This is a genomic window from Xanthomonas sp. NCPPB 3569 (genome assembly GCF_041475645.2).
Classification (GTDB): domain Bacteria; phylum Pseudomonadota; class Gammaproteobacteria; order Xanthomonadales; family Xanthomonadaceae; genus Xanthomonas; species Xanthomonas phaseoli.
Genome location: NZ_CM192969.1, coordinates 2,176,216 through 2,201,031, shown reverse-complemented (window position 1 = coordinate 2,201,031; position 24,816 = coordinate 2,176,216). Strand labels below are relative to the sequence as shown.

Sequence of the window (24,816 nt, the reverse complement as noted above, 5' to 3'; positions counted from 1 at the left end):
CAGAGCCGCGCCCATGCATCAACACGACGAAATCTACCTGATCGACCTGTGGCGCATCCTGCGCCGGGAATGGCGTTGGGCAGCGGCAGCGCTGCTCGTGGTGCTGGGCCTGACGTTCGCCTTTACCCGCTTGGCCAAACCGCAATGGGAGGCCACCGCGTGGATCCAGGTGGGCGAAATCGGCCCGACCCCTGCTGGCCGCGACCCCAAGGTCGAACCGTTTCAGCGCGTGATCGATCGCATGAAAACGCGGCTGTTTCAGGATGCGGTGCTGCGTCAGGCGCAGGTGCCGCTCGATGGCCGCGCCGCGCAGCTGTATCGCGGCAGCCTGAAGCCGGACCCCGACCCGTACGCCAATCTGATCGGTGTGACCATCCGCGCCGAGTCGGCGCAGCAGGCACGCACGCTGGCCATGGCCACCGTCACCCAGCTGCGGATGCTGCACGGCGACACCAACGCAGCTGCGCTGGAGCTTGCGCGCGCGCGCCTGCAAGGCTTGAGCGAGGATCTACGCGCGGCCACCAGCAATCGCGAGCAGCTGCAGCGGCAGTTGCAGGCCGGGCAGGGAGCGGCTTCGGCCACACCCACGCAGGTACTGGCGGGCGTGTTGCTGACCGACAGCAACACCACGATTCGCGCCTTGAAGAGCGAGCGCGACGACCTTGTTGCCCGGCTCACCACGCGTTACACCTACCAGACCTCGCTGGCGTGGCCGCTGTATGTGCCCGACCGCCAGGCATTTCCGAACGCGAGCACGGTTTGGGCAGCGGGCCTGCTTGCCGGGGCGGGACTGAGCGTGCTGGTCGCGCTGCTGCGCAATGCGGTGCGTCGTCGTGCGCGGACTCGTGCACCGACTGGTGCGTGACGCTGCAGTGGGACCTTGGCGCAACCGTGGCGAATGGGTCTGCGCAAGCAGCAGGCCCCGGGCGATATGAGAGCGAAGGTGAAGCCGTGCATCGCATGTGTCGCGGTAGCCAATGCCGGCATGTCGGGTGTGATTGCCTGAGCCAGCTCGGCCACCATCCACCGCGCTGCAACCAAACCGGCACCATCGCGCACTCACGGGTCTATCAAAACGATGCCGCGTTGGGCGTTGCGACCGGAGAGCGTGGTGAAAACATCAGGACGGGTCTGGGAGGCTGTGCATGTCGTCACTCAGTGAGCATGCGGCGCGGGGCGGCACGGTCGCGCCGGAGCAACTGCTGGAAACGCAACGTGCGTTCGACAGCGTTGCTCCAGACTACGATGGTCCCCGCGGCAACAACGCGCTGATCCAGCGCATGCGCACCACGCTGTGGGACACGGTCGCGAGCGAGTTGCCGGTGGGGTCGCGGCTGGTCGATCTGGGCTGCGGTACTGGCCTGGATGCTGGCGAATTCGCACGCCGCGGATATTCCGTGCTGGCCACCGACTGGTCGCCGGCAATGGTCGAGCGCACCCGCCAGCGCGCTGCCACGCACGGGCTGCAAGAACGCCTCACCGCCGCACATGTCGGCATCCAGCAACTCGATCGGCTGGAAGGCAGCTTCGATGGCATGTACTCCAACTTCGGCCCGCTCAATTGCGCGCCGGATCTGCCGGCCGTCGCCGCGCAATGCGCGCGCCTGCTGCGCCCGGACGGCTGCCTGGTGTTTTCGGTGATCGGACGGATCTGCCCGTGGGAAATCGGCCATTACGCCTTGCGCGGGCGCTTCAGGCGCGCGGCGGTGCGTGCCGCCAAAGGAGCAATTGCGGTGGGCATGAACGGCCACACCATCTGGACCTGGTACCACCTGCCGCGCGAGTTCTACCGCGCATTCGAAACGCATTTCGTGCTGGACAGCTACCGCGCCTTGAGCCTGTTCCTGCCGCCGCCGTATCTGGTGGAGTTTTGCGAACGCAATCCACGCCTGTCCGAGCGCCTGGGACGCTGCGACGACCGCTGGGGCGGGCTGCCATTGCTGCGCGACATGGGCGATCACTTCCTGATCGTGATGCGCAAGCGCTGAGGGGAGCGGTCGATGGCCATGGCCGATGTCTGCCTGCACGGCGCACGCGCGATCACCGAGGCGGGTCTCTCGCGTGCCGCAGTGACCATCCGTGCGGGGCGCTTCGGCGGCACGCTCGGCACCGGTACCGTGCGCATGGATCTGCAAGGGCATGTGTTGGCGCCAGGCCTGATCAATGCGCACGAACATCTGCAGGTCAACTGCGTACCGCCGCTGCCGCAGGCCGCACCGTTCCGCAACAGCTATGCGTGGATCGAGGCATTTCAAGCGCATTTTCAGCATCCGGACGTGGCCGCCGCACTGCGTGTGCCCAAGGCGGTACGGCTGCGCCATGGTGGTCTGAAGAACCTGTTGGCCGGCGTCACCTGCGTGGCCCAGCACGATCCATGGCACGCCGCGCTGGATGAAGGCAACTTCCCGGTGAGCCTGTTGCGCGACTTCGGCTGGAGCTACGCATTGGGCTGGACAGGCTATGGCCCGCCCGTACAACACAGCTTTGCCGCGACCCTGCCAGCGCACCCCTGGATGATCCATCTGGCCGAAGGCACCGATGCGGTGGCGCGTGCCGAGCTCGACGAACTCGACCGGCTCGGCTGCCTGGCCGCCAACACGGTGGTGATCCACGGCGTGGGCATGGGTGAACAAGATATCGAGCGGGTGATCGCGCGTGGCGCAGCCGTGGTGTGGTGTCCTTCCAGCAACCAGGCGCTGCTCGGCCGCACGCTCGATCCGTGGCGCTTGTGCATGGCCGGCCGGTTGGCGCTGGGCAACGATTCGCGCGTCAGCGGCGCGCGCGACCTGCTGGAAGAACTGCGGATCGCCAGCGCGAGCGGGCTGGCACCGGACCAACTGCTTGGCATGGCCACCGGTGACGCCGCGCGTATCCTGCGCATGCCGACACGTGGGCGCCTTGCGCCTGGAGCCACTGCGGATGTGTTGATTGCGCGCGACCGCGGCGGCGAGCCTGCCAGCAGCATCATTGGTTGCACGCGCAGCGACCTGCGTGCGGTGATTCGCGATGGCAAGCCGCGCATCGCCGATCCGGATTTTGCACCGTGGTTCGACGCAGCCGGCATCCAGACGGTGCCGGTGTTGCTGGATGGACGGCCAAAATTGCTCGACGCCGCGCTGGCCGATCCGGCGGTGCTGGCGCTCGAACCTGGTCTTCAGCTGTTAACGCAGGAACAGCCGGCGCAGACCACCGCGCAGGCGACTCACGCGCTGGCTGCCAACGGGGCGCTTGCATGAGCGCAGTGCCGGTGCTCGAGCCAGCTGCCGCTTACGCGCTGTGGGCGCAGGCGTATCCACCGCACGCGCACAACCCGGTGATGCTGGCCGAAGAGCGCGCCATGCTCGCATTGATGCCGGCCAGCCTGCAGGGCCAGCACGTGCTGGACGCCGGCTGCGGCAGCGGCCGCTACATGCTGCATGTGTTGCGCCGTGGCGCCCGGCGAGTGACCGGGGTCGATCTGTCGCCGCAGATGCTGCACCGTGCCGGTGCCGAGCTCGCACAGGACTGGCCGGCCGCACGCATCGCTTTGCAACAAGGCAGCCTGGATCATCTGCCGCTGGCCGATACGGTGGCCGACCTGAGCGTGTGCGGTCTGGTGGTGGGTCACCTGCAACAGTTGTGGCCGGCGCTGGAAGAACTGCATCGCGTCACCCGTGTCGGCGGCATCGTGTTGTGCAGCGACGTCCATCCGATCGGCCACGCGCTGGGCTGGCGGCGCGACTTCAAGGCCGATGGGCAACGCTATGCGGTCCGCCATACCCAGCATCTCTACAGCCACTGGCATTGGGCATGCACCGCGCTCGGGTTCGCGATCGAAGCCGTCTCCGAGCCGATGCTGGACCCCGCGGACATCCCGGCCGGTGCGCGTTTCGACCAGATGGCGTTGCAGGTGCCGGTTGCGCTGGTGCTAAGGCTGAGACGGGTCGCGTGAGCAAGATCTTGAACACCGCAGTGGCGTCCTGTGCGTTGGGTACGACCCGTCAGGGGCACGCTGCGGCCGCAGCGGTACACGGCAGCGACGTTGCGTCGATCTGCGTTCATACACTGCCGGCCCAATGAGCCTGCACGTCGCACACCTGAACCTGGTTCCCACGCCCGATGGCCTGAGCGCGGAGCAGGTATTCGCCCAATGGCCATCGTTGGCAGATATCGCCGAAGCTGTCGCCAGTGCTGGCGTGCAGGTGTCGGTGATCCAGGCCTCTGCCTTGGACATCCGGCTGCGCCGCGCGGGCGTGGACTATCGCTTCGCCGATCTGCACCAGCGTGGCAGCGCAGTCCGCGCGCGTACGCTTGCCGCCTTGCTGCACGAGATCGCTGCCGATGTGCTGCATGTGCATGGTCTGGAATTTGCCGGCGACGCGCGGCGCCTGGCGCGCCTGCTGCCGCAGTTGCCGATCCTGCTGCAGGATCATGCCAACCGGCCACCACGCTGGTGGGCCAGGCGCGTGTGGCGCGCACGCTACGCGGCCGCAGCTGGCATCGCGTTTACTTCGCTGGAGCTGGCGCAGCCGTTCGTGCGTGCGCGCCTGTTTGGCCGCAGCACGCAGCTGTTTGCCATCCCCGAATCCAGCAGCCGCTTTACCGCTGGCGACCGATTGCAGGCACGCGAGCAAACGCGCGTGCACGGCGACCCATGTGTGGTGTGGATCGGCCATTTCAGTCCAGCCAAGGATCCGCTCTGCGTACTCGACGCGGTGGCCATGGCGGCGCGTCTGTTGCCCGGTCTGCGGTTATGGTGCGTGTTCGACCAGGCGCCACTGCTGGCGCAGGTGCAGCAGCGCCTGCGCGCCGACCCACGGCTTGCCGGATGCGTCCACTTGCTCGGCAAGGTCGAGCACGCACGCGTTCAGGAACTGCTGCGTGCGGCGGATGTATTCGTGTCTGCCAGCCATGCAGAAAGTTGCGGTTATGCCGCACTGGAAGCCTACGCCTGCGGCTGCCTGCCGCTGCTGACGGCCATTCCATCGTTTCGTGCGCTCAGCGATGACGGCGCAGTGGGCGAGTTGTGGCCGGTCGGCGATGCATCGGCATTGTCGGAACTGTTGCTGCGCGTCAGTCGGCAACGCCCCTCGCGTGCACTGGTACGCGCCCATTTCGACGCGCGCCTGTCGTTTGCCGCGGTGGGCCGGCGCTGGGCGCAGGCTTATGCGCAATTACGCACGACCCAGCCGGAGTGCACCGCATGAAGCTGGCATTGGTGGTGCCAGGTGGCGTGGATCGGAGCGGGGAAGTCCGCGTGATCCCGGTGTTCCTGACCTTGATCGAGTGGCTGGCACGCAGCCATGACGTACACGTGTTCGTGCTGCATCAAGAGCCGCAACCGGGCACCTGGCACCTGCGCGGTGCCACGGTGCATAACATCGGCGCGCGCCGCACGCGGCTGCGCGCGATTGCCGCCATCTGCGATGAGCACCGGCGCGCACCGTTCGCCGTGATTCAGACGATTTTCTCCGGCTACTGCAGCTTGATCGCGGTGACCGCCGCCAAGCTGTTGCGCCGTCCGAGCATGGTGCATATCGCCGGCGGCGAGCTGGTTGCCCTGCATCGCATCGGTTATGGCGGCCGCCGCAAATGGCGCGGGCGTCTGCGCGAGGCGGTGATCCTGCGGCTTGCCGACCAGGTAACGGCGGCCAGCGCGCCCATCATCGATTCGCTGCAGGCACTGGGCATCGCTGCGCAACGCGTGCCGCTGGGCGTGGATCTGCGCGCCTGGCCACCGGCAGCGCCGCGCGCCCGCACCGGGCCGACCGCGCGCCTGCTGCATGTGGCAAGCCTCAATCCGGTCAAGGATCAGGCCACCTTGTTGCAGGCAATGGCCGCGCTCAAGCGCGCCGGCGTTGCCTTCACCCTGGACATGGTGGGCGTCGACACCTTGGACGGTGCCATGCAGCGCCTGGTGCAGCAGCTCGGCCTGCAGCAACAGGTGCGTTTCCTCGGCTTCAAGACCCAGCGCGCGTTGCGTCCGATCATGCTGTCGGCCGATCTGCTGGTGCTGTCCTCGCTGCACGAAGCCGGGCCGCTGGTGCTGCTGGAGGCTGCCGTTGCGGGGATTCCTACGGTAGGAACTGCGGTGGGGCATCTGGTCGAATGGGCTCCTGCCTGCGCATTGGCGGTGCCGCCGGGCGACTGGGCCGGAATGGCAGAGGCCATCCGCCAGGTCCTCGGCGACGACGAACTGCGCTTGCGCCTAGCCTGGGCGGCGCAGTGCCGCGCCGTGCGCGAAGATGCTGCATTGACCACACGCCTGTTCGAGCAGGTGTATCGCCAGCTGTGCGAGCAGCGGCCGCTGCCTCACCTGCGCTGATGTGCGCGGCAAGGCAGGGCGCTATCGTCGGTGATCCCGTGCGCCCGTGCTTCGAGTGAGGAGCGTGCTGGTGACAACAGTCCTTGGTGCAGGCTCACGCCGGTTGCAGATAGCCATCCAGTGCCGCACGCACCACGTACAACATGTCCGTGCGCGGTACCGGTCTGGTCAGGCGCGTCACCAGGCGCCGCGCCTGGGTGTGGCGCACCCACGGCTGATCCTGCAGCCATAGTTGGGTCTGCAGCATGTCGGCGCGCTCCCTGCGGCTTTCTGCCGAAGGCACCACACGGCTGTGCAGATACTGCCGGGCTTCGGCCAACGAACGCGACCATTCGATACCAGGCAGCGCCGATAACCAAAGATTCGAGCACGATGCGGCAGTGAGCGTTTGCCGGGCTGCTAGCATGCGCAGCAGCGCAGGACAGTCGGCATGCAGGCGCGCCATCACCGCGGCCGGCACCACGGCGCGGTAATAACGCTGCAGCAACAACAGTGGCGGCAACGCCCACCATGGCGGCATGGCGCTGTCTTCCCACAAGTGCTCCCAATCGCGCGGGCCCATGCGCGTTGCCAGCAAGGCAAGGTCATGCAGATGCATCAGGCGAATGGTGCGGTGGCAGATGCCGCCGGCCGCATGCAGCAGCAGATGACACATCAATGCGCCGATCGATGGATAGGGGTTCAAGCCCGGTTGCGGCCGCTCCGGCTGGATTCTTGCAGTGATTTCCACAGTCCGCACCGGCAAGCGCTCCTGGATGCGCGTGTGCAGCTCGATATTGATCGGCGCATCTCGGTGTTCGCCCAGTCCGGCCACTGCCTCGCCGTGCTGCGGCTTGAAGACCTGGTGCTTCCACTGCTGGAAGGAAGCGACATAGCCGAGTGCGCACAACAACGCCGCCGCTGCAGGCGCGTCGTCGGGTTCCACCAGCAAATCGAGATCGGCCATTGGGCGGTCGCCAGGCAGATACACCCCCAATCGATGCAAGGCGGCGCCCTTCAGACCCACCAGCGCAATGCCCTCGTTGCGGGCAGCGGCATCGATACGCGTCAGCAGCAGCGCAATACGCCGATGGCGGTCCTCGACATGGCTGCGCTGTTCGCCCAGGAAGGCATTCCATTCGGCGTTCTGCCACAACGAGCGGCGCTGCAACAGTGGCGAAATGCCGTGCGCGGCCGCCGCCGCTGCCGCCAGCTGCCACTGCAGCCGGTCCCATTGCGGCACTGCATCGCCCGGCTGGGCGAGCTCCACAGCCAGCCGTTCGGTCGCCGTGTGCAGGCGGTGCTTGATGGTGCGAAGGGAAGGGGGCATGCGCGTGGTCCGGTCAGACAAAGTGTCGAAGGAAGCGTGTGGGAACGATCGAGCGCTAGCCCACCAGGACGGTGCTCTGTTGCCGTGGCTGACGCGCAGCACCGGGGGGCATCGGCTCGCTGCGGTGCCGGCTTTCACCGGCGATCAAGGCAGACCAGCGTGCTTCCAGTTGCTCCGACGCCTGCGTGAACGCGTCCGCCGTCATCGCAGCACGCGCCTGTTGCAGATCGACCTGTGTGTGCAGCAGATCGCGGACGCTGCGATAGAACTCGGAGTCGTACGCGCCACGGAACATCATCGCCAGGTCGTCGCTATCCTGCCAATGCGTCTTGCTGCCCAGCTGATTCTTCACTTCCTCGTAGAACTTGGTGCCGGGCAGGGGATACGACACGCTGACTCCGATGATGTCCGGATTGGCCTGCGTCACCAGTGCGCGCGTGGCCAGGATGTCGTCGAGCTCCTCGCCCAGATAGCCCAGCTGGATGAAGAAGCCCACGCGGATGCCGTGCGTTCCCAGGCGCTCGCGCGCGGCAATGACCTCGCCGACCTGGGTGCCCTTGGTCATCTTGTCGAGAATGCGCTGGCTGCCGCTTTCCGCGCCGATCCAGGCCTCCACGCAACCGGCGCGCGCCAAGGCTGCGGCCATGCGTTCGCTGGTAAGGTCGGCGCGGGTCTGGATGGTGAAGGGAACCGCGCCATCGGCATCGCACAAGTGCTGCGCAAAGGTCTCCACCCAATCGATATGGAAGCCGAAGATGTCGTCGGCCATCCAGATATGGTCGGGGCGAAAGCTGCGTTTGAGGTGAATCATTTCGGCGGCCACCTCTTCGGCGCCACGCCGCTTGTAGTGATTGCCCCAGATCGGCTTGGCGCACCAGTTGCAACGGAATGGGCAACCGCGCGAGGCGGCCATGTTCAAGCTGAAATGGCCATGCCGTTGTTGCCAGAAGTGCCGGTAGCGCGGCATGTCGACCAGGTCCCATGCCGGCAGGCCGCTCAGGCGTGCGTCCGGTGGTTGCGCGCCGGGGTGCACGCGCGTTGCCGCCGGCTGGCTGGTGGCAATTTGCGCAACCCCTGCCAGCCAATGCTCGGTGTCGATATCCGGCGTCGCTTCGATGCGTTCGAGCAACGAGATCAACGGGGCGATGCCTTCGCCGATCAACACCGCATGCGCGCCTGCGGCCAGGAACGCGTCCGGGTTGTCGGACGCATCCGAGCCGGCCACCAGCACGCGGCAGCCGGCGGCACGGGCCTGCGCGATCATGCGGCAGGCAGCCTCGCGCATCCGGCTCAGGCACATCTTGGTGAGGAAGTTGAAGTTGTCTTCGTAGAACACCACCAGCTCCGGCCGCGCAGCGTGCAGCGCAGCGGTGTAGTCCTCTACATCGTCGGCCAGCATGGCATCGAACAGGCTCACTGCATGCCCACGTTCGCGCAGCAGCGCTGCGATCTGCAGCGTCGCCAATGGCGGATACGGCTTGCCGCGCTCCCATTGCTTGGGGTCGTAACGCAGGAAATACGAATGACTGACCTGGATCTTTACCATCTGCACAAGGCTCTCGTTCTCTCGCCAGGCGGGCGCAGCAGCGGCGTGCGCAGGCACCGGCATTCGGCTCGGCAGTAGGTGCGCATGCATGGGGCTTTGGTTGCGTCGCGTTGCATGCGGGCATGGCTTGGGCGAGGCAACCTTTCTGCTGAAACGCGGCACCCATCGGCTGATTCAATGCATCGGATGAAGGCATGCCGCAGTCGGCTGCACGGGCGCAACACACGTCGTTGAGCGATGGCTCCGCTGCCATCGCCACACAGGCAGCCGTAGCGGCAGATCCGTTCGGCGAACATCGTCCGCGGCGGTTGGGCGTGCGCCGGCAGATTCTCGGGGCGCTGTTCCATTTCCAGAGCGATAGCCAAGCATTGTTGGGGCTTGTCGATGCCGCCTACGCGGGTTTGCCTGCGCATCGGTTGCCGGGCGCTCCGGAATTTCATGTCACGCTGGACCTGCTGCCACGTGCGCCGGGCCGCACCGATGCCGAGCCGCCTCCTGTGCGCACGCACGCCAGCGGTGGCCTGCTGTGCGGTGTCATGGATGCCTGCAATTACCTGATGCTCTCGGTGCCACAGCGCCGCGCGATGCTGATGGTGTCCGAGGACATGCTTGCCCACGCGTATCACGTGCGTTACGAATTGATCGAATTCGCCGTGTTCCTGCTGGCTGCGCGCGGCATTGGGCTGGTGCCGCTGCATGGTGCTTGTGTGGGGCACCGCGGACGCAGCGCGTTGCTGCTTGGCGCCAGCGGTGCGGGCAAATCGACCTTGGTCTTGCACAGCCTGTTGCATGGCCTGGACGTTGTCGCCGAAGACGGTGTCTTTGTGGCGCCCGATAGCCTGCTCACCACCGGTGTGGCCAATTTCCTGCACCTGCGTGCCGAAGCGCTGGGCCTGGTCGATGCGCCCACGCGTGCGTGGATCAGCGCATCGCCGGTGATCCGGCGCCGCAGCGGCGTAGAAAAATTCGAGGTCGATCTCCGCCATCGCCACGCGCATCTCGCGCCCAAGCCCATGCAGTTGCATGCGGTCGTGATGGTGTCCAGGATGCCGGCCATCGCATCGACACAGCGCCTGGTCGCGGTACCTGGCGAGCACGTCGCCGCCTGCCTGGCCCACGATCAACCCTACGCCGCCGGTCAGCCCGGCTGGCAGCGCTTTGTCGAACAGGTGCAGCGCATCGGCATGTTCACCTTGCACCGCGGCACGCATCCGCAGGCATCGGTGGATGCGCTGCTGCAGCTGTTGCAATGAGTGGTTATCTGCAAGCGTGCTGGAACGCCATCGGCCGGCAGATCCTCATCGCGCACCAGCGCCTGCAGGTTGCGCACGAATGAGCAGCCGGCGATGACCGACGGCCGGCGCATGCGCGCGGCATTGCACCAGTTCGCGAGCACTCTGGTGCCGGCAGACATGCCGACAATTGCACTTTACGTCGCCTTGTCGCTGGCTGCCGCGTTGGCCGGAAGCGTGGTGGCGGTGTGTCTACTGCCGCTGGTGCAGCCAGGCCACAGCGTGCAACTGGCGGGCTATCGCCTGGCCTTGCCAGGCGGGCTTGCGATGCAGGCGTGCGTGTTCATTGCGGTGAGCCTGCTGTTTGCCGTGTTGCGCTGGCACAGCGCACGGCTGGCCGCGCAGCTGACCAGCCGCTATGCCATCGGTCTGCGCGCACGTGTGCATGCGGCATTGATCGATGCACCATTGCCGGCCTTGTCCGGGGCAAGCTCGGCAGAAATCGCCAACGTGCTCACGTACAACATCGAGATCGCCACGCAAGGCTTCAGCGCCGTGCTGCAGCTGCTGGTCGCGGCCATCACTGCACTGGTGAGCGTGTGCATCGCGGTGCTGATCGCACCTGCGCTGTTGATCGCCGCCCCATTGCTGGCGGTGCTGGCCTGGTTGGGTCTGCGCTTCTCCAGCAGTCGCGCACAGGCACGCATTAGCCGCGCGTACGTGGCGGACATGACCCAGCTGTTCTGGCTGAGCGAAGATTTTCCGCGTCGCCTGCGCCACGTGCGCTCGTTTCAGCGCGAAGACCTCGAAACCCGCCATTACGAGCGCATTTCCGAGCGACTGGGGCACGGGTATGCGCAACAGCAAGCACTGGTCGCCGGTAGCCGCCTGCTGCTTGAACTCACCGTGGTGATCGTCATCGCCGGCATTTTGGTGCTGGCCAATCGATGGCAGGGGGGCGATCGTGCTGCGCTGATCACCGTCAGTCTGTTGCTCGGCCGTTTGTTGCCGTACCTGGTCACCACGCGGCAGAGTCTTCAGCAGTTGCGTTCGGCGTGGCCGGCGCTGCAGCTGTGGCGCCGCTATGTCGACCTGGGCGCTGCGCGGGTACATGTTCCGGAAACAATGGCCGAACCACTGCCGGCTGCGCTGCATATCGAACACATCGGGCTGGCGTTGCCGCTGCCCCAACGCGCGATCGAATCGATATTGCTGGTTCCAGGCCGGATGACCCTGGTGGTCGGTGCTTCCGGCGTGGGCAAGAGCAGTCTGATGGATGTGCTCTCCGGCCAGACGCCGCCGGCGCAGTTCGTGGCGCACATGGGCGGACGTCGGCTGACGTTCTCCGCGTATCGGCATCTGGTGCGGCACAGCGCCTACATCGGCCAGGGCGTGCGGCCTTGGCAGCACACAGTGCGCGAGTGCCTGCAGTGGGCGCTGCCCGGTGCCTCTGATGCACGCATGTGGGAGACGCTTGCGGATGTCGGCCTGTGTGCACGGCTGCAGCGCGATGCGCACGGTCTGGACACGCCGATTCATGCGCAGGGCGGGCGCCTGTCCGGCGGCGAGTTGCAACGCCTGCTGCTGGCGCAGGTGTTGCTGCGTCGGCCGACGCTGGCCGTCCTGGATGAAGCAACCAGCGCCCTGGATGCCGATGCCGAACATCAGGTGCTGAGCACCCTGCGCGCACGCCTGCCGCAAAGCGCGCTGGTGGTGGTGTCGCATCGCACCAGCCTGGCCGCGGTGGCAGACCGCACGGTGACACTGGGCAGCGCACCTCTCGAACCGGGACATGCCGGGACGAGGGAACTGGCACAGCACGGCGCACGATGACGCGTTATCGGCTGGCAACCAGTCGGGGCGATCACCCCGGGGTAGAGGGTGACGCAGCGGCTTGTGGCGATGGAGCGGTGGCGGATCAGATCCGCCGGCTGCTGCCTGATCCGCTATTGCTGACAGGACCGCGGCCGTTGCCAGGCACGCACCGAGGTGCGCCAATTCCCACCCAACACAGTGGCGTACACACCTGGCGGTTGCGCAGGCGTTTCGTCATCCGCACTCACCTGCAATGTCTTCCAGTGTCCGATTGCGCGTGCGCGGCCCGAATGCGGCAATCACGCTTGCCACGATCGACATGCTGAGCGCGATGAAGGCCAGCACCCCATGGCTGCCAACCTGCGTCAGCAACCAGCCGATCAGCACGCTGCTCACCGCCGTGGACAGGCGACTGAAGGAATAGCAAAAGCCCACGGCACGGGCGCGCAAGCCGGTCGGGAACAGCTCGGCCTGATAGCCGTGATAGGCAAAGCTCATCCACGCGTTGCAGAACGCGACCATCGCCCCGCACAGCACCATGCCGACGGCCTGATGCTGCAACGCGAACAGCCCGCCAAACAGAACAGCGCCCAGCGCCGATGCGGTGATCTGCCATTTGTTTTCCCAGCGCTGCGCAAAACGCAGCAGCAGCAACGGCGCCAGCGGGTAGGCCAACGAGATCGCAAACGCGTAGGCCAGGCTTTTGGTCACCCCGGCCCCGGCGCCTTGCGCCGAGATCAGCGCAGGCAACCAGTTGCCGAAACCGAAGAAGCCGATCGCCTGAAATACATGGAAGACGATCAACATGCCGATGCGCCCGCGATACGGCGCACGCCACAGTGGCGTGCTGGGCATCACACCGGCCGGCGCGGGTGTGGCCGCCTGCGGTGCGGGCAGTGGCGCACCCACATCGCGCGTGCAGCGCGCTTCCAGTTTGGTCACCACTGCATCGGCTTCCGCATGGCGGCCGTGTGCGGCCAGCCAGCGCGCCGATTCCGGCAAGCGGCTGCGCAGCCACCAGATCGCCAGCGCAAACGCGCCGCTGAGCAATACCACCCAGCGCCAGCCGCTCACCCCCAGCGGCGCAGACGGCACCAACATCCACGCGGTCAGCGCGACCGTCGGTACCGCCAGAAATTGCACGAAAAATGCAAATGCAAACGCCGCACTGCGCATGTGCCGCGGTACCAGTTCGGACAGATACGTATCGATGGTGACCAGTTCGATTCCCAACCCGATGCCGACCACAAAGCGCAGCACGATCACACTGCTGGCAGTGCTCTGCAGACCCATCGCCACGGTCGCCGCGGTGTACCAGATCAAGGCGAAGGTAAACACCGGGCGACGCCCGAACCGGTCGGCAAACGGGCTCAATAGCGCGGCACCGACAAACAACCCAAGGAAGGTGGCCGCCGCAAATGCGGCCTGATCGGACATGCCGAACGCCCCGTCCGCGCCACTGGCAAAAATGCCGTCGCCAATCAGGCCGGGGCTGATGTAGGCGGTCTGGAACAGGTCGTACAACTCGAAGAACCCGCCCAGCGCCAGCAACCCCACCAACCGCCACAGCGTGGCGCTGGCCGGCAGCCGCTCGATCCGGGCGGCGATCTGCGCCGAAGCCGAGGGCTGTTCGGGGGACGCTAAAGGACTCGAAGACATGGGCAGGCAAAGGCGCAAACAGGGCGGCGTCATCATAGCCAGCGTCCGGATGCCACAGCGGGCGCGCTTCGTCGCGCAGTCGATGCGTTCGTCTGTGGCGGGAGGGCATTGGGTATTCAAGGTGCGCCCCGCCGACCAAGGAGCAGCGCGCTGCACCGCAGCCGCAAGCGCAGCGCCCCTGCCGACAGCAAGCTCAACAACGCCGCAGTCGCGAGTCGGGCAGGGCCGTACGCCCGATGCGTTGTCCGACTGCTGGAATGCTGTAATCCCTCACGGCACCCAACGAGCCGCTGGCAATGCCGCCGGGCCAGCCCCATCTCTGGCATATCACTCTTCCCGGAGTCATTCGATGACCCCCATTTCCGTGCTTGATCTGGCGCCGGTCTGCGAAGGCAGCGACACCACCCACGCCTTCGCCAACATGCTCGATCTGGCCCAGCACGCCGAGCGTTGGGGCTATCAGCGCTACTGGCTGGCCGAACACCACAACATGCCGGGCATCGCCAGCGCCGCCACCGCAGTGCTGATCGGTCACGTCGCCGGCGGCACCAAGACCATTCGCGTGGGTGCCGGCGGCATCATGTTGCCCAACCACGCGCCGCTGCAGGTGGCCGAACAATTCGGCACGCTGGCATCGCTCTATCCGCAGCGTATCGACCTGGGCCTGGGCCGCGCGCCGGGCACCGATCAGCCCACCGCCCGCGCATTGCGTCGCTATTTCGACAGCGCCGATCACTTTCCACAGGACGTGGCCGAATTGATGCGCTATTTCGCGCCGGCGGTGCCGGGGCAGCTGGTACAGGCCGTGCCCGGCGCCGGGCTGGAGGTGCCGGTGTGGCTATTGGGATCGAGCCTGTTCAGCGCACGCCTGGCCGCCGCGATGGGCTTGTCGTTCGCGTTCGCCTCGCATTTCGCGCCCGACGCGATGGACGAAGCGGTGGCGATCTATCGGCGCGAATTCCGCCCGTCCGCACAGCTCGCCAAGCCGCACGTGATGCTGGCCCTGAATGTGGTGGCGGCCGAGACGCATGCGCAGGCGCAGCGTCTGTTCACCACCCAGCAGCAAAGCTTCGTCAATCTGCGGCGCGGCAAGCCGGGCAAGATACCGCCGCCCATCGACGATATCGGCAGCTTCTGGCAGCCGCATGAGCGTGCCGGCGTGGAGCGTGCACTGGCCTGCACGGTGCTTGGCGATGCCGAGCAGATTGCGCGCGGCGTGGCCGAGTTCATCGAGCGCCACACGCCCGACGAGCTGTTGTTCACCGCCAACATCTACGACCACGCCGCGCGTCTGCGCTCCTTCGAAATCGCCGCTGCCGCGTGCCGCGAGCTGGACGTGACCTTGGTGTGATTCACGTCGCTTTGCGCGGCGATCCGCTGTGATGCATGCACATCCATTGGGAAGACCGGCATGCAATTTCAGGAACGCAGCGAGAGCATCAGGCAGTTGGCCGAATTGATTCGCGGGGTGGACATCGCGATGTTCACCACCGTCTCGGCCGACGGCAAACTGGTGAGCCGCCCACTGGGCACGCAGGAAGTCGAGTTCGACGGCGACTTGTGGTTCGCCACCGCCGCCGACAGCCCGAAAGTCGCGGAAATCGCCGCCGATCCGCGTGTCAACGTGGCCTATGCGTCGGCCTCGAAGAACACGTATGTCTCGGTGGCCGGCACCGCGCGCGTGGTCCACGACCGCACCAGGATCGATGAGCTGTGGTCACCGGCGATGAAGGTGTTCTTCCCGGGCGGCAAGGACGACCCGAACCTGCGCTTGATCCACGTGCGTGCCGAATCGGCCGAATACTGGGACGGCCCCAGCGGCCTGCTCGGCAAGGCGCTGTATTTCGTGATGACGGCGGTCACCGACGATACCGGAAGCCTGTCGGACAACCGCGTGGTCGATCTGAAGTAACTGCGTCGAAGACGACGCGCCGGACGCGCTGCGCTCAGCGCCAGGCGTCCGGCCACCAATCGCGAACCAGGTCCACCAGCTGATCGGAGGTGACGCCGAACACCGCCACCGAGATCAGCGCAGCTGCCCAACCCACCAGCATCAGCGCACCGTCGCGCTCGAGCAGGGCCAACGCGAACAGCAGCAGGATCAGGCCGAAAATATAGTTGGTGAAGGGAATCGGCAGCGTCAGCAGGATGCCGACCAACACCAGTAGCAATCCGGTGAGGAGCTGCGCCGGCATCCGGTCCAGCATGCCGTGCAACCGCGGTTTGAGCAGGCGATCCAGGCGTTGCAGCGTCGGTCCCAGTTTGGCCACGAAGCGTTGGCTGGTCCGACGGCGCGGCCCACGTTCACCGATGAAGCGCGGTACCCACGGCTTGCGCAGGCAGCACATCATCTGCAACCCGATCAGGATGGTCAGTGGCCCGCTGATGCCACCGGCGACGCCAGGGATCGGAATGAACGAGGGCAGGATCGCAAGAAACAGGAACACGCCGAAGGCGCTTTGCTGCAGGTCGGCCAAGATTTCGCGAACGCGCAACACCTGGTCCGGATCGCCTTCGCTGAAGGCTGCCAGCAAGCTGCGGATGCCTTCGTTGCGGTAGCGCATCTGCTCGCTGGCATCATCGCGCGGCGCACTGCCGTCACCCGACGATGTCATCGCTGTCCTCGTCGCCCACCCGGCGCAGCAGCAACTTGTCCACGCGCGCACCGTCCAGGTCGACGATCTCGATGCGCCAGCCGGCCCAATCGAAGAATTCGCCGGCCTGCGGAATGCGCCCGAAATAGTAAATGCACAGGCCCGCGAGAGTGTGGTAATCGCCTTCGTCGGCGTCGGGCAGTTCGGCACCGAGCACTTCGCGCAGTTCTTCCACCGGCAGCGAACCGTCGATCAACAGCGAACCGTCCGCGCGCGTGACTACCAGCGCGTCTTCGTCGGTATTTTCCACCGCCTGTAGACGGCCGACCACCGCGCCCATCAGGTCGCTGATGGTCACCAGGCCACGGATCTCGCCGTACTCGTCCACCACCAGCGCCATCGACTGCTGTTCTTCGCGAAAGATTTCCAGCAGCTTCATTGCGTGCGTGGATTCGGACACGAACAAGGTGTCGCGCAGCGCCTGGAACAGGTGCGCGCCGTGGCCATCCATGCGCGTGACCAGCGATTTGACTTCCAGTACGCCGGCAATGTCCTGATCACTGCCGCGGTATACCGGGTAGCGCGAAAATTCGTGTTCGCGCATGACCTGGAGATTGCGTTCCGGCTCGGCGTTGGCGTCCAGCCAGGCGATGCGGTTGCGCGGGGTCATCAGGCTGTCGGCGGTGCGATCGCCCAACCGCATCACCCGATTCATCATGTCGCGCTCGTGCGCGTCGATCACGCCGGCCTCGTGGCTTTCGGCCACCAGCATGCGGATCTCTTCTTCGGTGACCGAGGCCGACTCGTCCTTGCCCATGCCCAACATGCGCAGCACCAGCCGGGTGGAGCGCGCCAGCACCCATACACCGGGCGCGGCGATCTTGGCCAGCCAGGCCATCGGCACCGCGACAACGCCTGCGATGTCTTCGGAATTGCGCAGCGCCAGCCGCTTGGGCACCAGCTCGCCGAAGATCAGCGTCAGGAACGTGATCAGCGCCACCGCCAGGGTGCTGCCGATCACCACCGAATACGGGCGCGGCTTGCCGACCAGTTCGAACGTGCCCGCCAAGGCCGGGAACACCCCCTGCAGCCAGCTGGCAATGGCTTCGCCGATCGCCTCGCCGCCGAACACGCCGGTCAGGATGCCGATTAGGGTGATGCCGATCTGAACCGTGGACAGGAAATTTTCCGGGCTTTCGGCCAGTGCCAGGGCCCGCGCGGCGCGCTTGCTGGAACCGGCCATCTGCTTCAGGCGGCTCTTGCGCGAGGTCATCAACGACATCTCCGACATGGCGAAGAAGCCGTTCAGCACGATCAGGGCGATGACGATCAAAAACTCAACCACGGGCGTCTTCCCCGGTCAGTGAAGGGGAGGGCGGGAGAGCATTGGGGCTACCGGCGGGCGCACAGGCCGGGCGGCAACACGGGGGGATAGGGTCGTCTTCCATAGGGTGCGCCCGAAGGCGCGCAGGCATGTTAGCAAACCCCAGGGTGGTTCGAGCCGGGAAATGTCGATGTGAAGGCCGCTCCCGGCGCGAGATACCCAGAGAGGTCATGGAACGGTCATAATTCGCGCCTGGCGCCGTCTCTCCCTCGACGGCAGGAAGTTGTCCACCCATGTTCTCGTTGCAGACCATCTTCGGTTCCGGCAAGCAGTTCTATGCGCTTCTGAACGAAGCGGCGCAGGCCGCCTACGACAGCACCAAGGCGTTGCACGCCATGATGCGCGAGTCCGACCGCCAACCGGCGCTGGACGCCTTCAAGCTGGCCCGCCTGCGCGAACGCGCCGCCTCCGACAAGATCGGCCAGGCGCTGGTGGACAGCTTCATGACCCCGATCGAGCGCGAAGACATCGAGGCGCTGGGGTCGGCGCTGTACAAGATTCCCAAGCAGGTGGAGAAGTTCGCCGACCGCTACTCGCTGGCGACCAAACACCTGGAACACATCGACTTCGCCCCGCGCGCGGCGATGCTGGAGCAGGCCGCCGCGGTGGTGGTGGAGATGGTGGCCGACCTGCCGCACATGAACATCGACCGCATGACCGCGCTCAACGACAAGCTGCGCATGCTCGAGAACGAAGCCGACCGGCTGATGCTGGAGCTGTATCGCGACATCTATTCCGGCCGCCTGGACACGTTGCAGATGTTCCTGCTCAAGGAGTTCTTCGAGATTCTGGAAAAGGCCATCGACCGCTGCCGCGAGGCCGGTGTGGTGGTCTACCAGATCGTGCTGAAGAACAGCTGAGGTCGCCGCGTGCTTACCTTAGTTCTGGTGGTGATCCTGGCCGCGTTGGTGTTCGAGTTCATCAACGGCTTCCACGACACCGCCAACTCCATCGCCACCGTGGTCGCCACCAAGGTGCTCTCGCCCGGTTGGGCGGTGATGCTGGCCGCCGGCATGAACCTGATCGGCGCGCTGACCGGCACCGCCGTGGCGCTGACGATCGCCTCGGGCCTGCTCAATACCAACGTGGTCGAGGTCACCCCGCAGGTGATCCTGTGCGCGCTGCTGGGCGGCATCATCTGGAACCTGATCACCTGGTGGAAGGGCCTGCCGTCTTCGTCCTCGCATGCCTTGATCGGTGGGCTGTGCGGCGCCGGCCTGGCCGCGGCGCACAACAACTGGGACGCGCTGATCTGGTCGGAAAACATCGGCAACTGGGCCAAGAACAAGGGCCTGTTGTGGAAGGTGTTCGTGCCGATGATCACCTCGCCGATCGCCGGTTTCGTGCTCGGCATCGTGGTGATGGTGTTGCTGTGGGCGATCATCGCCGGCATGTCCAAGCTCGGCGGCCCGATCGGGCGGCTGGCGCGGCCGCGCTGGGTCAATGCGTTCTTCGGCAAGGCGCAGATCGCCTCGGCCGCGTACATGGGCTACGCGCACGGCCACAACGACGCGCAGAAGACCATGGGCATCATCGCCATGACCCTGATCGGCGCGCAGTCGACCGGCGCGCTGGACGACCTGCCGGGCTGGCTGTCGTTCCTGCATCCGGGCACCGGCCTGGCCGCCGGCGCCGGTATCCCGATGTGGATCGTGCTGACCTGCGCGGTGGTGATGGCCGCAGGGACGGCGTCGGGCGGCTGGAAGATCATCAAGACGCTCGGCCACAAGATGGTCAAGCTGCACCCCATCCACGGCTTTGCCGCAGAAACCAGCTCGGCGACGGTGCTCACCGTGGCGGCACATTTCGGCATGCCGGTGTCCACCACGCACAGCATTTCCACCGCCATCATGGGTGTGGGTTTTGCCAAGAACCCGCGTTCGCTGCGGCTGGGCGTGATCGAGCGCATCGTCTGGGCCTGGATTCTCACCATCCCGGCTGCTGGCGGCGTGGCGTATCTGATCCTGATGCTGTTCGAGTTGTTCGGCTGGACCTGAGCGGTGCCGCGCTGCGGTCACGCACCGTCGGCAGACTGCACTGCCGTTGCCGTATCGGCCTGTTTCCGGTAGGTTGCCCGCATGCCATGAGTGAGACCCTTTCCCGATGATGCTGGCCCTGGTGTGCGTGTTGTTCGGGTTTGCCTGGTTGATCGACCGCCGCGGACTGCGGCGGTTTTCCCGCGGATTGGGCCTGGTCAGCTTGCTGCTGGTGTTCGCGGTGGGGTGCGGTCCGTTGCCCTCCTGGATGTTGCAGCACCTGCAACGCACCGGGGTCAACGACTTCAACGCGTGGGGCGCGCGCAACGTCATCGTGCTGCTGGGTGCCGGCACCGTGCGCCCGGAAGGTCGCGACGCGGTGGCCGAAGCCAATCTGTTCGCCTACGGCCGCATCGTCGAATCGGCACGGCTGTACTGGCAATGCCGGCACAGCGGGGGCGATTGCAAGATCGAGATCAGCGGCGGCGATGCACGCGGCCTGGGCCTGTCCGAAGCGGTGGTCTACCAGCGTGTCTTGCTGGGCCTGGGCATTCCGCGGGCAGATCTGATCATGGAGCCCTCGAGCATGAACACCTGGCAGAACGCGCAGTTCAGCCAGCCCTTACTGCGCGCCTACCGGCCCGATCGCATTGCGCTGGTGTCCTCGGCTACCCACCTGCGTCGCGCAGACTTGTATTTCCGCCATTTCGGCATCGAGGCCACACCGGTGCGCGCCGACTGGCTGACCGCCACGTGGTCGATCCTGCCGCAGAGCTACAACTTCACCCTGGCCGATGTGGCCCTGCACGAATACCTGGGCATTGCGCGCTATCAGGTCTACCAGTGGTTGGGATGGAATGTGCAGGCTAGCGAGCCTGGTGCGTTGTGATTGGGAAGCCGGGATTTCGGATTGGGGATTCGTAACAGCTGGTGCGCTGCTGGATCTGCTTGGCTGATGTACTTGCGACGGTGCTTGCCAGTTCCAGATTGACGCTGGCAACGCAGATGCGCAGCACTCGGAAATGGTGGGTCTGGCCCATGGCCTGGTCGCCGGCCGCGTGTGCGGCCGGCGCTGGCTGCGCTCAGCGCGTTTGGTACATCGCCTTGACGTCGCTGCGGAACGCGGCCTGGCTGTCGGCGCGGTTATAGAACATGTGGCCGCCGGGATATTCGCGCACCTGCACGCGCTTGCTGTCGCTGCCCATGGCCGGCATCTGGTCCACCGTCAGGACCGAACCCATGAACGGGCAGGAGAGGTCGTTCCAGCCGTGCGCGATCAACACGCGCAGCTTCGGATCGATCGCCACCGACTGACGCAGCTGGGTCACTGCGCCCTTGCGGAGTTCGTCGTTCCAGTCCCAGAGCTTGTTCACGTCGTAGTTGAGCGCGCGATACTGCGCATCGATCTTCCAGCCGACCACGCGGGTCACGAAGTCCACCATTGCGGTGGTGGTGGGCGCAATGATGCTGTCCAGCAGCGGGTCGTTGGCGCGTTGTTCGGCATCGTTGGGAAACGGATCGAAGGCGGTCACGTTGGAATCGTAACGGCTGCCCAATTCGCCCTTGTCACGAAACACCTCGCGCAAATAGGCCTGGGTTTCCAGGCGTCCGCCGGAGCGCCGCACGTACGCTGGGTCCAGCCCGGTCATGCGGGTGACCTGCTGCAGCATCGCCTCATGCGCCTGCGGGTCGGTGCGTCCTTTCATCAGCGCCACCGCGTAATCGCCGCGGGTATAGTCGATCACCTGGCGCATCGCGCTGTCGCTGAGCTGGCCCTGGCGCTCCAGGTGCGCGGCAGCGATCGAGGGCAGCGTCAGCATCCATGCCAGGGGCGACACATCGCCGTTGTCGTCCAGGGTCGGGTTGAGATACGGCGACACCAGCACCACGCCGTTCATCGCCACACCCAGCTGCGTCTGCAGGTAGTGGGTGATGCGCGGACCGCGGAAGCCGCCGTAGCTTTCGCCGACCAGGTACTTGCGCGCCTGCAGGCGGCGGTTCTTGAGCAGCCAGTCGTAGATTACCCGCGAGAGGTATTCCACATCCGCCTGCGGGTTGTAGAACTGCTTCTTGGCATCGTCGTCGCCGATCAATGCGCGGCTGAAGCCGGTGCCGACCGGGTCGATGAAGACCAGGTCGGTGAAGTCCAGCCACGTGCCCGGGTTGTCGCGCAGCGTGGCCGGTGCCGAGGCACTGTCGCCTTCGGCGCCGAAACCGACGATCTTCGGCCCGATCGCGCCCATGTTGAGATACACCGATGCGGCGCCCGGCCCACCATTCAATGCGAAGGTCACCGGGCGGTCCTTGCCGTCGACGGTGTAGGCGGTGAACACCACCTCGCCCGTGGTCTTGCCCTGCGCATCGCGTACCGGCAACGTGCCGACGGTGGCGGTGTAGCTCAGGCTATGGCCGGCCACCCGTGTGCTCTGGCGCACGCTGGCGTCGGCCGGCAAGGGCGCCTGTTTGGCGGCAGCGGCATCGGGTTTGGCATCGCTTTTATCGGCCTTGTCTGGCGCATCGGCCAGCGCTGGCCCGCTGAATAGCACGCAGGCCAGCAGGCCGGCACGGAGAAAGAAGGGCATGGGCATCGGGGTGGGAGCAGGGAAGCGCCGATGCTAGGCTGCTGCAGAGCCCGGTGAATGTGCAGGAAGGCATGGATGTCGCGCGGACTGCCGCCTCAAGGGGCTTCGCCCGCCACCTCACCCCAACCCCTCTCCCGGCGGGAAAGGGGCTTTAGGCCGTGTACTCGTTGCCGCGCTCGATACAGCTCGACATTGCAGCAACGACGTGCGGAGGCGGCAGCGCTGCTGGGAGTTAACGGCAAGGGGCGCCGATATTCCGCGACGGTGAATCGGACAGGATGTTTGCCGAGTCAAATAGCAAGTCCCGGGGCCCACTTGCCCCTTGCCGAAGCCGGCGACCGATCGCCCGCGCTTGCACGCGCCCGCATGCCAATCCTCGCCCCAACCCCTCGCCGACGGCAGAGGGGCTTTCGCTTGTTGGGGCTTCTGAAACTTCCGGTGTCCTCAAACTTCCAGCGAGGCCAGATCGCCCTTGGTTTCCAGCCACTGCTTGCGGTCGCTTGCGCGCTTTTTGGCCAGCAGCATGTCCATCAACGAACGCGTTTGCTCGCCGTCGTCGATGGTCAGCTGCACCAGCCGGCGCGTGTCCGGGTGGATGGTGGATTCGCGCAGCTGCTGCGGATTCATTTCGCCCAGGCCCTTGAAGCGGGTCACGCTGATCTGGCCCTTCATCTTCTCGCGCGCGATCTTGTCCAGCAGCGTGGTCTTTTCCTCTTCGTCCAGCGCGTAGAACACCTGCTTGCCCACATCGACACGGAACAACGGCGGCATCGCCACGAACACGTGGCCGGCAGCGACCAATGCGGGGAAATGCTGCAGGAACAGCGCAGTCAACAGCGTGGCGATATGCAGGCCATCGGAGTCGGCGTCGGCCAGGATCACCACCTTGCCGTAGCGCAGCCCGGTGATGTCGTCCTCGCCCGGGTCGCAACCGATCGCGATCGCCAGGTTATGCACTTCCTCGGAGGCCAGCACGCTGCCCGACGCGACTTCCCAGGTGTTGAGGATCTTGCCGCGCAGCGGCAGGATCGCCTGGAAATCCTTGTCGCGCGCCTGCTTGGCCGAGCCGCCGGCAGAATCGCCTTCGACCAGGAACAGTTCGGTACGCGACAGGTCCTGGCTGATGCAATCGGCCAGCTTGCCGGGCAGGGCGGGGCCCTGGGTGACCTTCTTGCGGACGATCTGCTTTTCGGTCTTCAACCGTGCGCTGGCGCGGTCGATGGCGATCTGCGCGATCTTCTCGCCGATCTCCACGTTCTGATTCAAATACAGGCTGAAGGCGTCGTGCGCGGCGCCTTCGATGAAACCGGCGGCTTGGCGCGAGGACAACCGCTCCTTGGTCTGACCGGAAAACTGCGGATCGGTCATCTTCAGGCTGAGCACGAAGGTCACCCGGTCCCAGACATCTTCCGGTGCCAGCTTGACGCCGCGCGGCAGCAGGTTGCGGAAATCGCAGAACTCGCGCAGCGCATCGGTCAGGCCCGAACGCAGGCCGTTGACGTGGGTGCCATGCTGCGCCGTGGGGATCAGGTTGACGTAGCTTTCCTGCACCAGCTCGCCTTCCGGCACCCAGGCCGCAGCCCAGTCGACGATCTCGGTGTCTTTCTTCAAGCTACCGACGAATAGGTCGGCCGGCAGCAGTTCGTGCTCGGCCATCTCGCCTTTCAGGTAATCGCGCAGGCCGTTTTCGAAATACCAGCTGTCCTGCTCGCCGGTGGCCTCGTCATGCAATTTGACGGTCAGCCCGGGGCACAGCACTGCCTTGGCGCGCAGCAGGTGCCGCAACGCACGCACATTGAACTTGGGCGTGTCGAAATACTTGGGGTCGGCCCAGAACCGCAGCCGCGTGCCGGTGTGTTTCTTGCCGACGGTGCCCACCACTTCCAGCTTGGACGCGGCATTGCCATCGCGGAACTCCATGCGATGCTCGCTGCCCTCGCGCTTGATGAACAGCTCGACCTTGGTCGACAGCGCATTGACCACGCTCACGCCCACGCCGTGCAAACCACCGGAGAAGGTGTAGTTGCGATTGCTGAACTTGCCGCCGGCATGCAGCCGGGTCAGGATCAGTTCCACGCCCGGAATCTTTTCTTCCGGATGGATGTCCACCGGCATGCCGCGGCCGTCGTCGGACACTTCGCAGCTACCGTCCTTGTACAGCGTGACTTCGACCTGCTTGGCGTGGCCGGCCAGCGCCTCGTCGACCGAGTTGTCGATCACTTCCTGCGCCAGATGGTTCGGGCGCGCAGTGTCGGTATACATGCCGGGGCGGCGTTTGACCGGGTCCAGGCCCGACAGCACTTCAATATCGGCGGCGTTATAACGGGTGTTCATGCATCTCGTCGGCACGTGAAACGACGCGCAAGTGTGGGGGCTGAGCCGATTTTTTGCACGCGACCGGCGTTCAGTGGAGGG

At 65.8% G+C, this 24,816-nt stretch carries 20 protein-coding genes; 13 read left to right on the top strand and 7 right to left on the bottom strand.

What is annotated here, in order from left to right:
• Positions 1-13 precede the first annotated feature (13 nt).
• The 6 genes from ACCQ03_RS09465 (at position 14) to ACCQ03_RS09440 (ending at position 6,304) form a co-directional block, all read left to right on the top strand.
• Positions 14-865, top strand: a complete 852-nt coding sequence (locus ACCQ03_RS09465; protein WP_057678591.1) for a Wzz/FepE/Etk N-terminal domain-containing protein — start codon at positions 14-16, stop codon at positions 863-865.
• A gap of 280 nt (positions 866-1,145) precedes the next feature.
• Positions 1,146-1,988, top strand: a complete 843-nt coding sequence (locus ACCQ03_RS09460; RefSeq protein WP_057678592.1) for a class I SAM-dependent methyltransferase — start codon at positions 1,146-1,148, stop codon at positions 1,986-1,988.
• 12 nt (positions 1,989-2,000) lie between these two features.
• Positions 2,001-3,236, top strand: coding sequence for an amidohydrolase family protein (locus ACCQ03_RS09455; protein WP_209226364.1), 1,236 nt, complete (start codon positions 2,001-2,003; stop codon positions 3,234-3,236).
• Positions 3,233-3,931: a class I SAM-dependent methyltransferase gene (locus ACCQ03_RS09450; RefSeq protein WP_209226361.1), complete on the top strand. Its 699-nt coding sequence runs from the start codon at positions 3,233-3,235 to the stop codon at positions 3,929-3,931. The genes ACCQ03_RS09455 and ACCQ03_RS09450 overlap by 4 nt, the downstream gene beginning before the upstream one ends.
• Before the next feature lie 124 nt (positions 3,932-4,055).
• A complete protein-coding gene (locus ACCQ03_RS09445) occupies positions 4,056-5,186 on the top strand; it encodes a glycosyltransferase family 4 protein (protein WP_150145824.1) in 1,131 nt (376 codons plus the stop codon).
• On the top strand, positions 5,183-6,304 hold the full coding sequence (locus tag ACCQ03_RS09440) for a glycosyltransferase family 4 protein (RefSeq protein WP_057678596.1): 1,122 nt from the start codon (positions 5,183-5,185) through the stop codon (positions 6,302-6,304). Before ACCQ03_RS09445 ends, ACCQ03_RS09440 begins: the two co-directional genes overlap by 4 nt.
• Before the next feature lie 94 nt (positions 6,305-6,398).
• On the opposite strand, the gene ACCQ03_RS09435 is transcribed toward ACCQ03_RS09440, so the two are convergent.
• Complete coding sequence (locus ACCQ03_RS09435) at positions 6,399-7,613, bottom strand: nucleotidyltransferase family protein (RefSeq protein ID WP_057678597.1); 1,215 nt, start codon at positions 7,611-7,613, stop codon at positions 6,399-6,401.
• A gap of 55 nt (positions 7,614-7,668) precedes the next feature.
• Positions 7,669-9,222 carry a B12-binding domain-containing radical SAM protein gene (locus ACCQ03_RS09430; RefSeq protein ID WP_209226674.1) on the bottom strand — a complete coding sequence of 518 codons (1,554 nt, stop codon included), beginning with the start codon at positions 9,220-9,222 and terminating at the stop codon, positions 7,669-7,671.
• Between the two features lie 131 nt (positions 9,223-9,353).
• On the opposite strand from ACCQ03_RS09430, the gene ACCQ03_RS09425 reads away from it, so the two are divergent.
• Together ACCQ03_RS09425 and ACCQ03_RS09420 are read left to right on the top strand one after the other, a co-directional pair.
• On the top strand, positions 9,354-10,412 hold the full coding sequence (locus ACCQ03_RS09425; protein WP_209226359.1) for a phosphoenolpyruvate carboxykinase (ATP): 1,059 nt from the start codon (positions 9,354-9,356) through the stop codon (positions 10,410-10,412).
• A gap of 93 nt (positions 10,413-10,505) precedes the next feature.
• Entirely contained in the window at positions 10,506-12,224 is a 1,719-nt protein-coding gene (locus ACCQ03_RS09420; RefSeq protein ID WP_057678247.1) for an ATP-binding cassette domain-containing protein, read from the top strand.
• 216 nt (positions 12,225-12,440) lie between these two features.
• Here ACCQ03_RS09420 and ACCQ03_RS09415 read toward each other — a convergent pair whose 3' ends face one another.
• Complete coding sequence (locus ACCQ03_RS09415) at positions 12,441-13,865, bottom strand: MFS transporter (protein ID WP_057678246.1); 1,425 nt, start codon at positions 13,863-13,865, stop codon at positions 12,441-12,443.
• Positions 13,866-14,214: 349 nt separating this feature from the next.
• Between ACCQ03_RS09415 and ACCQ03_RS09410 the strand changes: the two genes are divergently transcribed.
• The gene (locus ACCQ03_RS09410; RefSeq protein ID WP_007972294.1) at positions 14,215-15,216 is read left to right on the top strand and encodes an LLM class flavin-dependent oxidoreductase; all 1,002 of its coding nucleotides are present in this window, start codon (positions 14,215-14,217) and stop codon (positions 15,214-15,216) included.
• Positions 15,217-15,276: 60 nt separating this feature from the next.
• Positions 15,277-15,777 carry a pyridoxamine 5'-phosphate oxidase family protein gene (locus tag ACCQ03_RS09405; protein ID WP_150145830.1) on the top strand — a complete coding sequence of 167 codons (501 nt, stop codon included), beginning with the start codon at positions 15,277-15,279 and terminating at the stop codon, positions 15,775-15,777.
• Between the two features lie 34 nt (positions 15,778-15,811).
• Here ACCQ03_RS09405 and ACCQ03_RS09400 read toward each other — a convergent pair whose 3' ends face one another.
• Positions 15,812-16,480: an exopolysaccharide biosynthesis protein gene (locus ACCQ03_RS09400; RefSeq protein ID WP_039569354.1), complete on the bottom strand. Its 669-nt coding sequence runs from the start codon at positions 16,478-16,480 to the stop codon at positions 15,812-15,814.
• Complete coding sequence (locus ACCQ03_RS09395) at positions 16,464-17,804, bottom strand: hemolysin family protein (RefSeq protein ID WP_017155087.1); 1,341 nt, start codon at positions 17,802-17,804, stop codon at positions 16,464-16,466. Before ACCQ03_RS09395 ends, ACCQ03_RS09400 begins: the two co-directional genes overlap by 17 nt.
• A 272-nt stretch (positions 17,805-18,076) precedes the next feature.
• On the opposite strand from ACCQ03_RS09395, the gene ACCQ03_RS09390 reads away from it, so the two are divergent.
• The 3 genes from ACCQ03_RS09390 to ACCQ03_RS09380 all read left to right on the top strand — a co-directional run bounded on the left by ACCQ03_RS09390 (position 18,077) and on the right by ACCQ03_RS09380 (position 20,708).
• Entirely contained in the window at positions 18,077-18,703 is a 627-nt protein-coding gene (locus ACCQ03_RS09390) for a DUF47 domain-containing protein (RefSeq protein ID WP_017155088.1), read from the top strand.
• A gap of 9 nt (positions 18,704-18,712) precedes the next feature.
• Positions 18,713-19,840 (top strand): inorganic phosphate transporter, encoded by a 1,128-nt coding sequence (locus tag ACCQ03_RS09385; RefSeq protein WP_057678243.1) that lies wholly within the window; start codon positions 18,713-18,715, stop codon positions 19,838-19,840.
• Positions 19,841-19,946: 106 nt separating this feature from the next.
• Positions 19,947-20,708: a YdcF family protein gene (locus ACCQ03_RS09380; protein ID WP_209226356.1), complete on the top strand. Its 762-nt coding sequence runs from the start codon at positions 19,947-19,949 to the stop codon at positions 20,706-20,708.
• Between the two features lie 193 nt (positions 20,709-20,901).
• Here ACCQ03_RS09380 and ACCQ03_RS09375 read toward each other — a convergent pair whose 3' ends face one another.
• Together ACCQ03_RS09375 and parE are read right to left on the bottom strand one after the other, a co-directional pair.
• Entirely contained in the window at positions 20,902-22,401 is a 1,500-nt protein-coding gene (locus tag ACCQ03_RS09375; RefSeq protein WP_209226351.1) for a S10 family peptidase, read from the bottom strand.
• A 444-nt stretch (positions 22,402-22,845) separates the two neighbouring features.
• The gene (parE, locus tag ACCQ03_RS09370) at positions 22,846-24,735 is read right to left on the bottom strand and encodes a DNA topoisomerase IV subunit B (RefSeq protein ID WP_057678241.1); all 1,890 of its coding nucleotides are present in this window, start codon (positions 24,733-24,735) and stop codon (positions 22,846-22,848) included.
• Positions 24,736-24,816 lie beyond the last annotated feature (81 nt).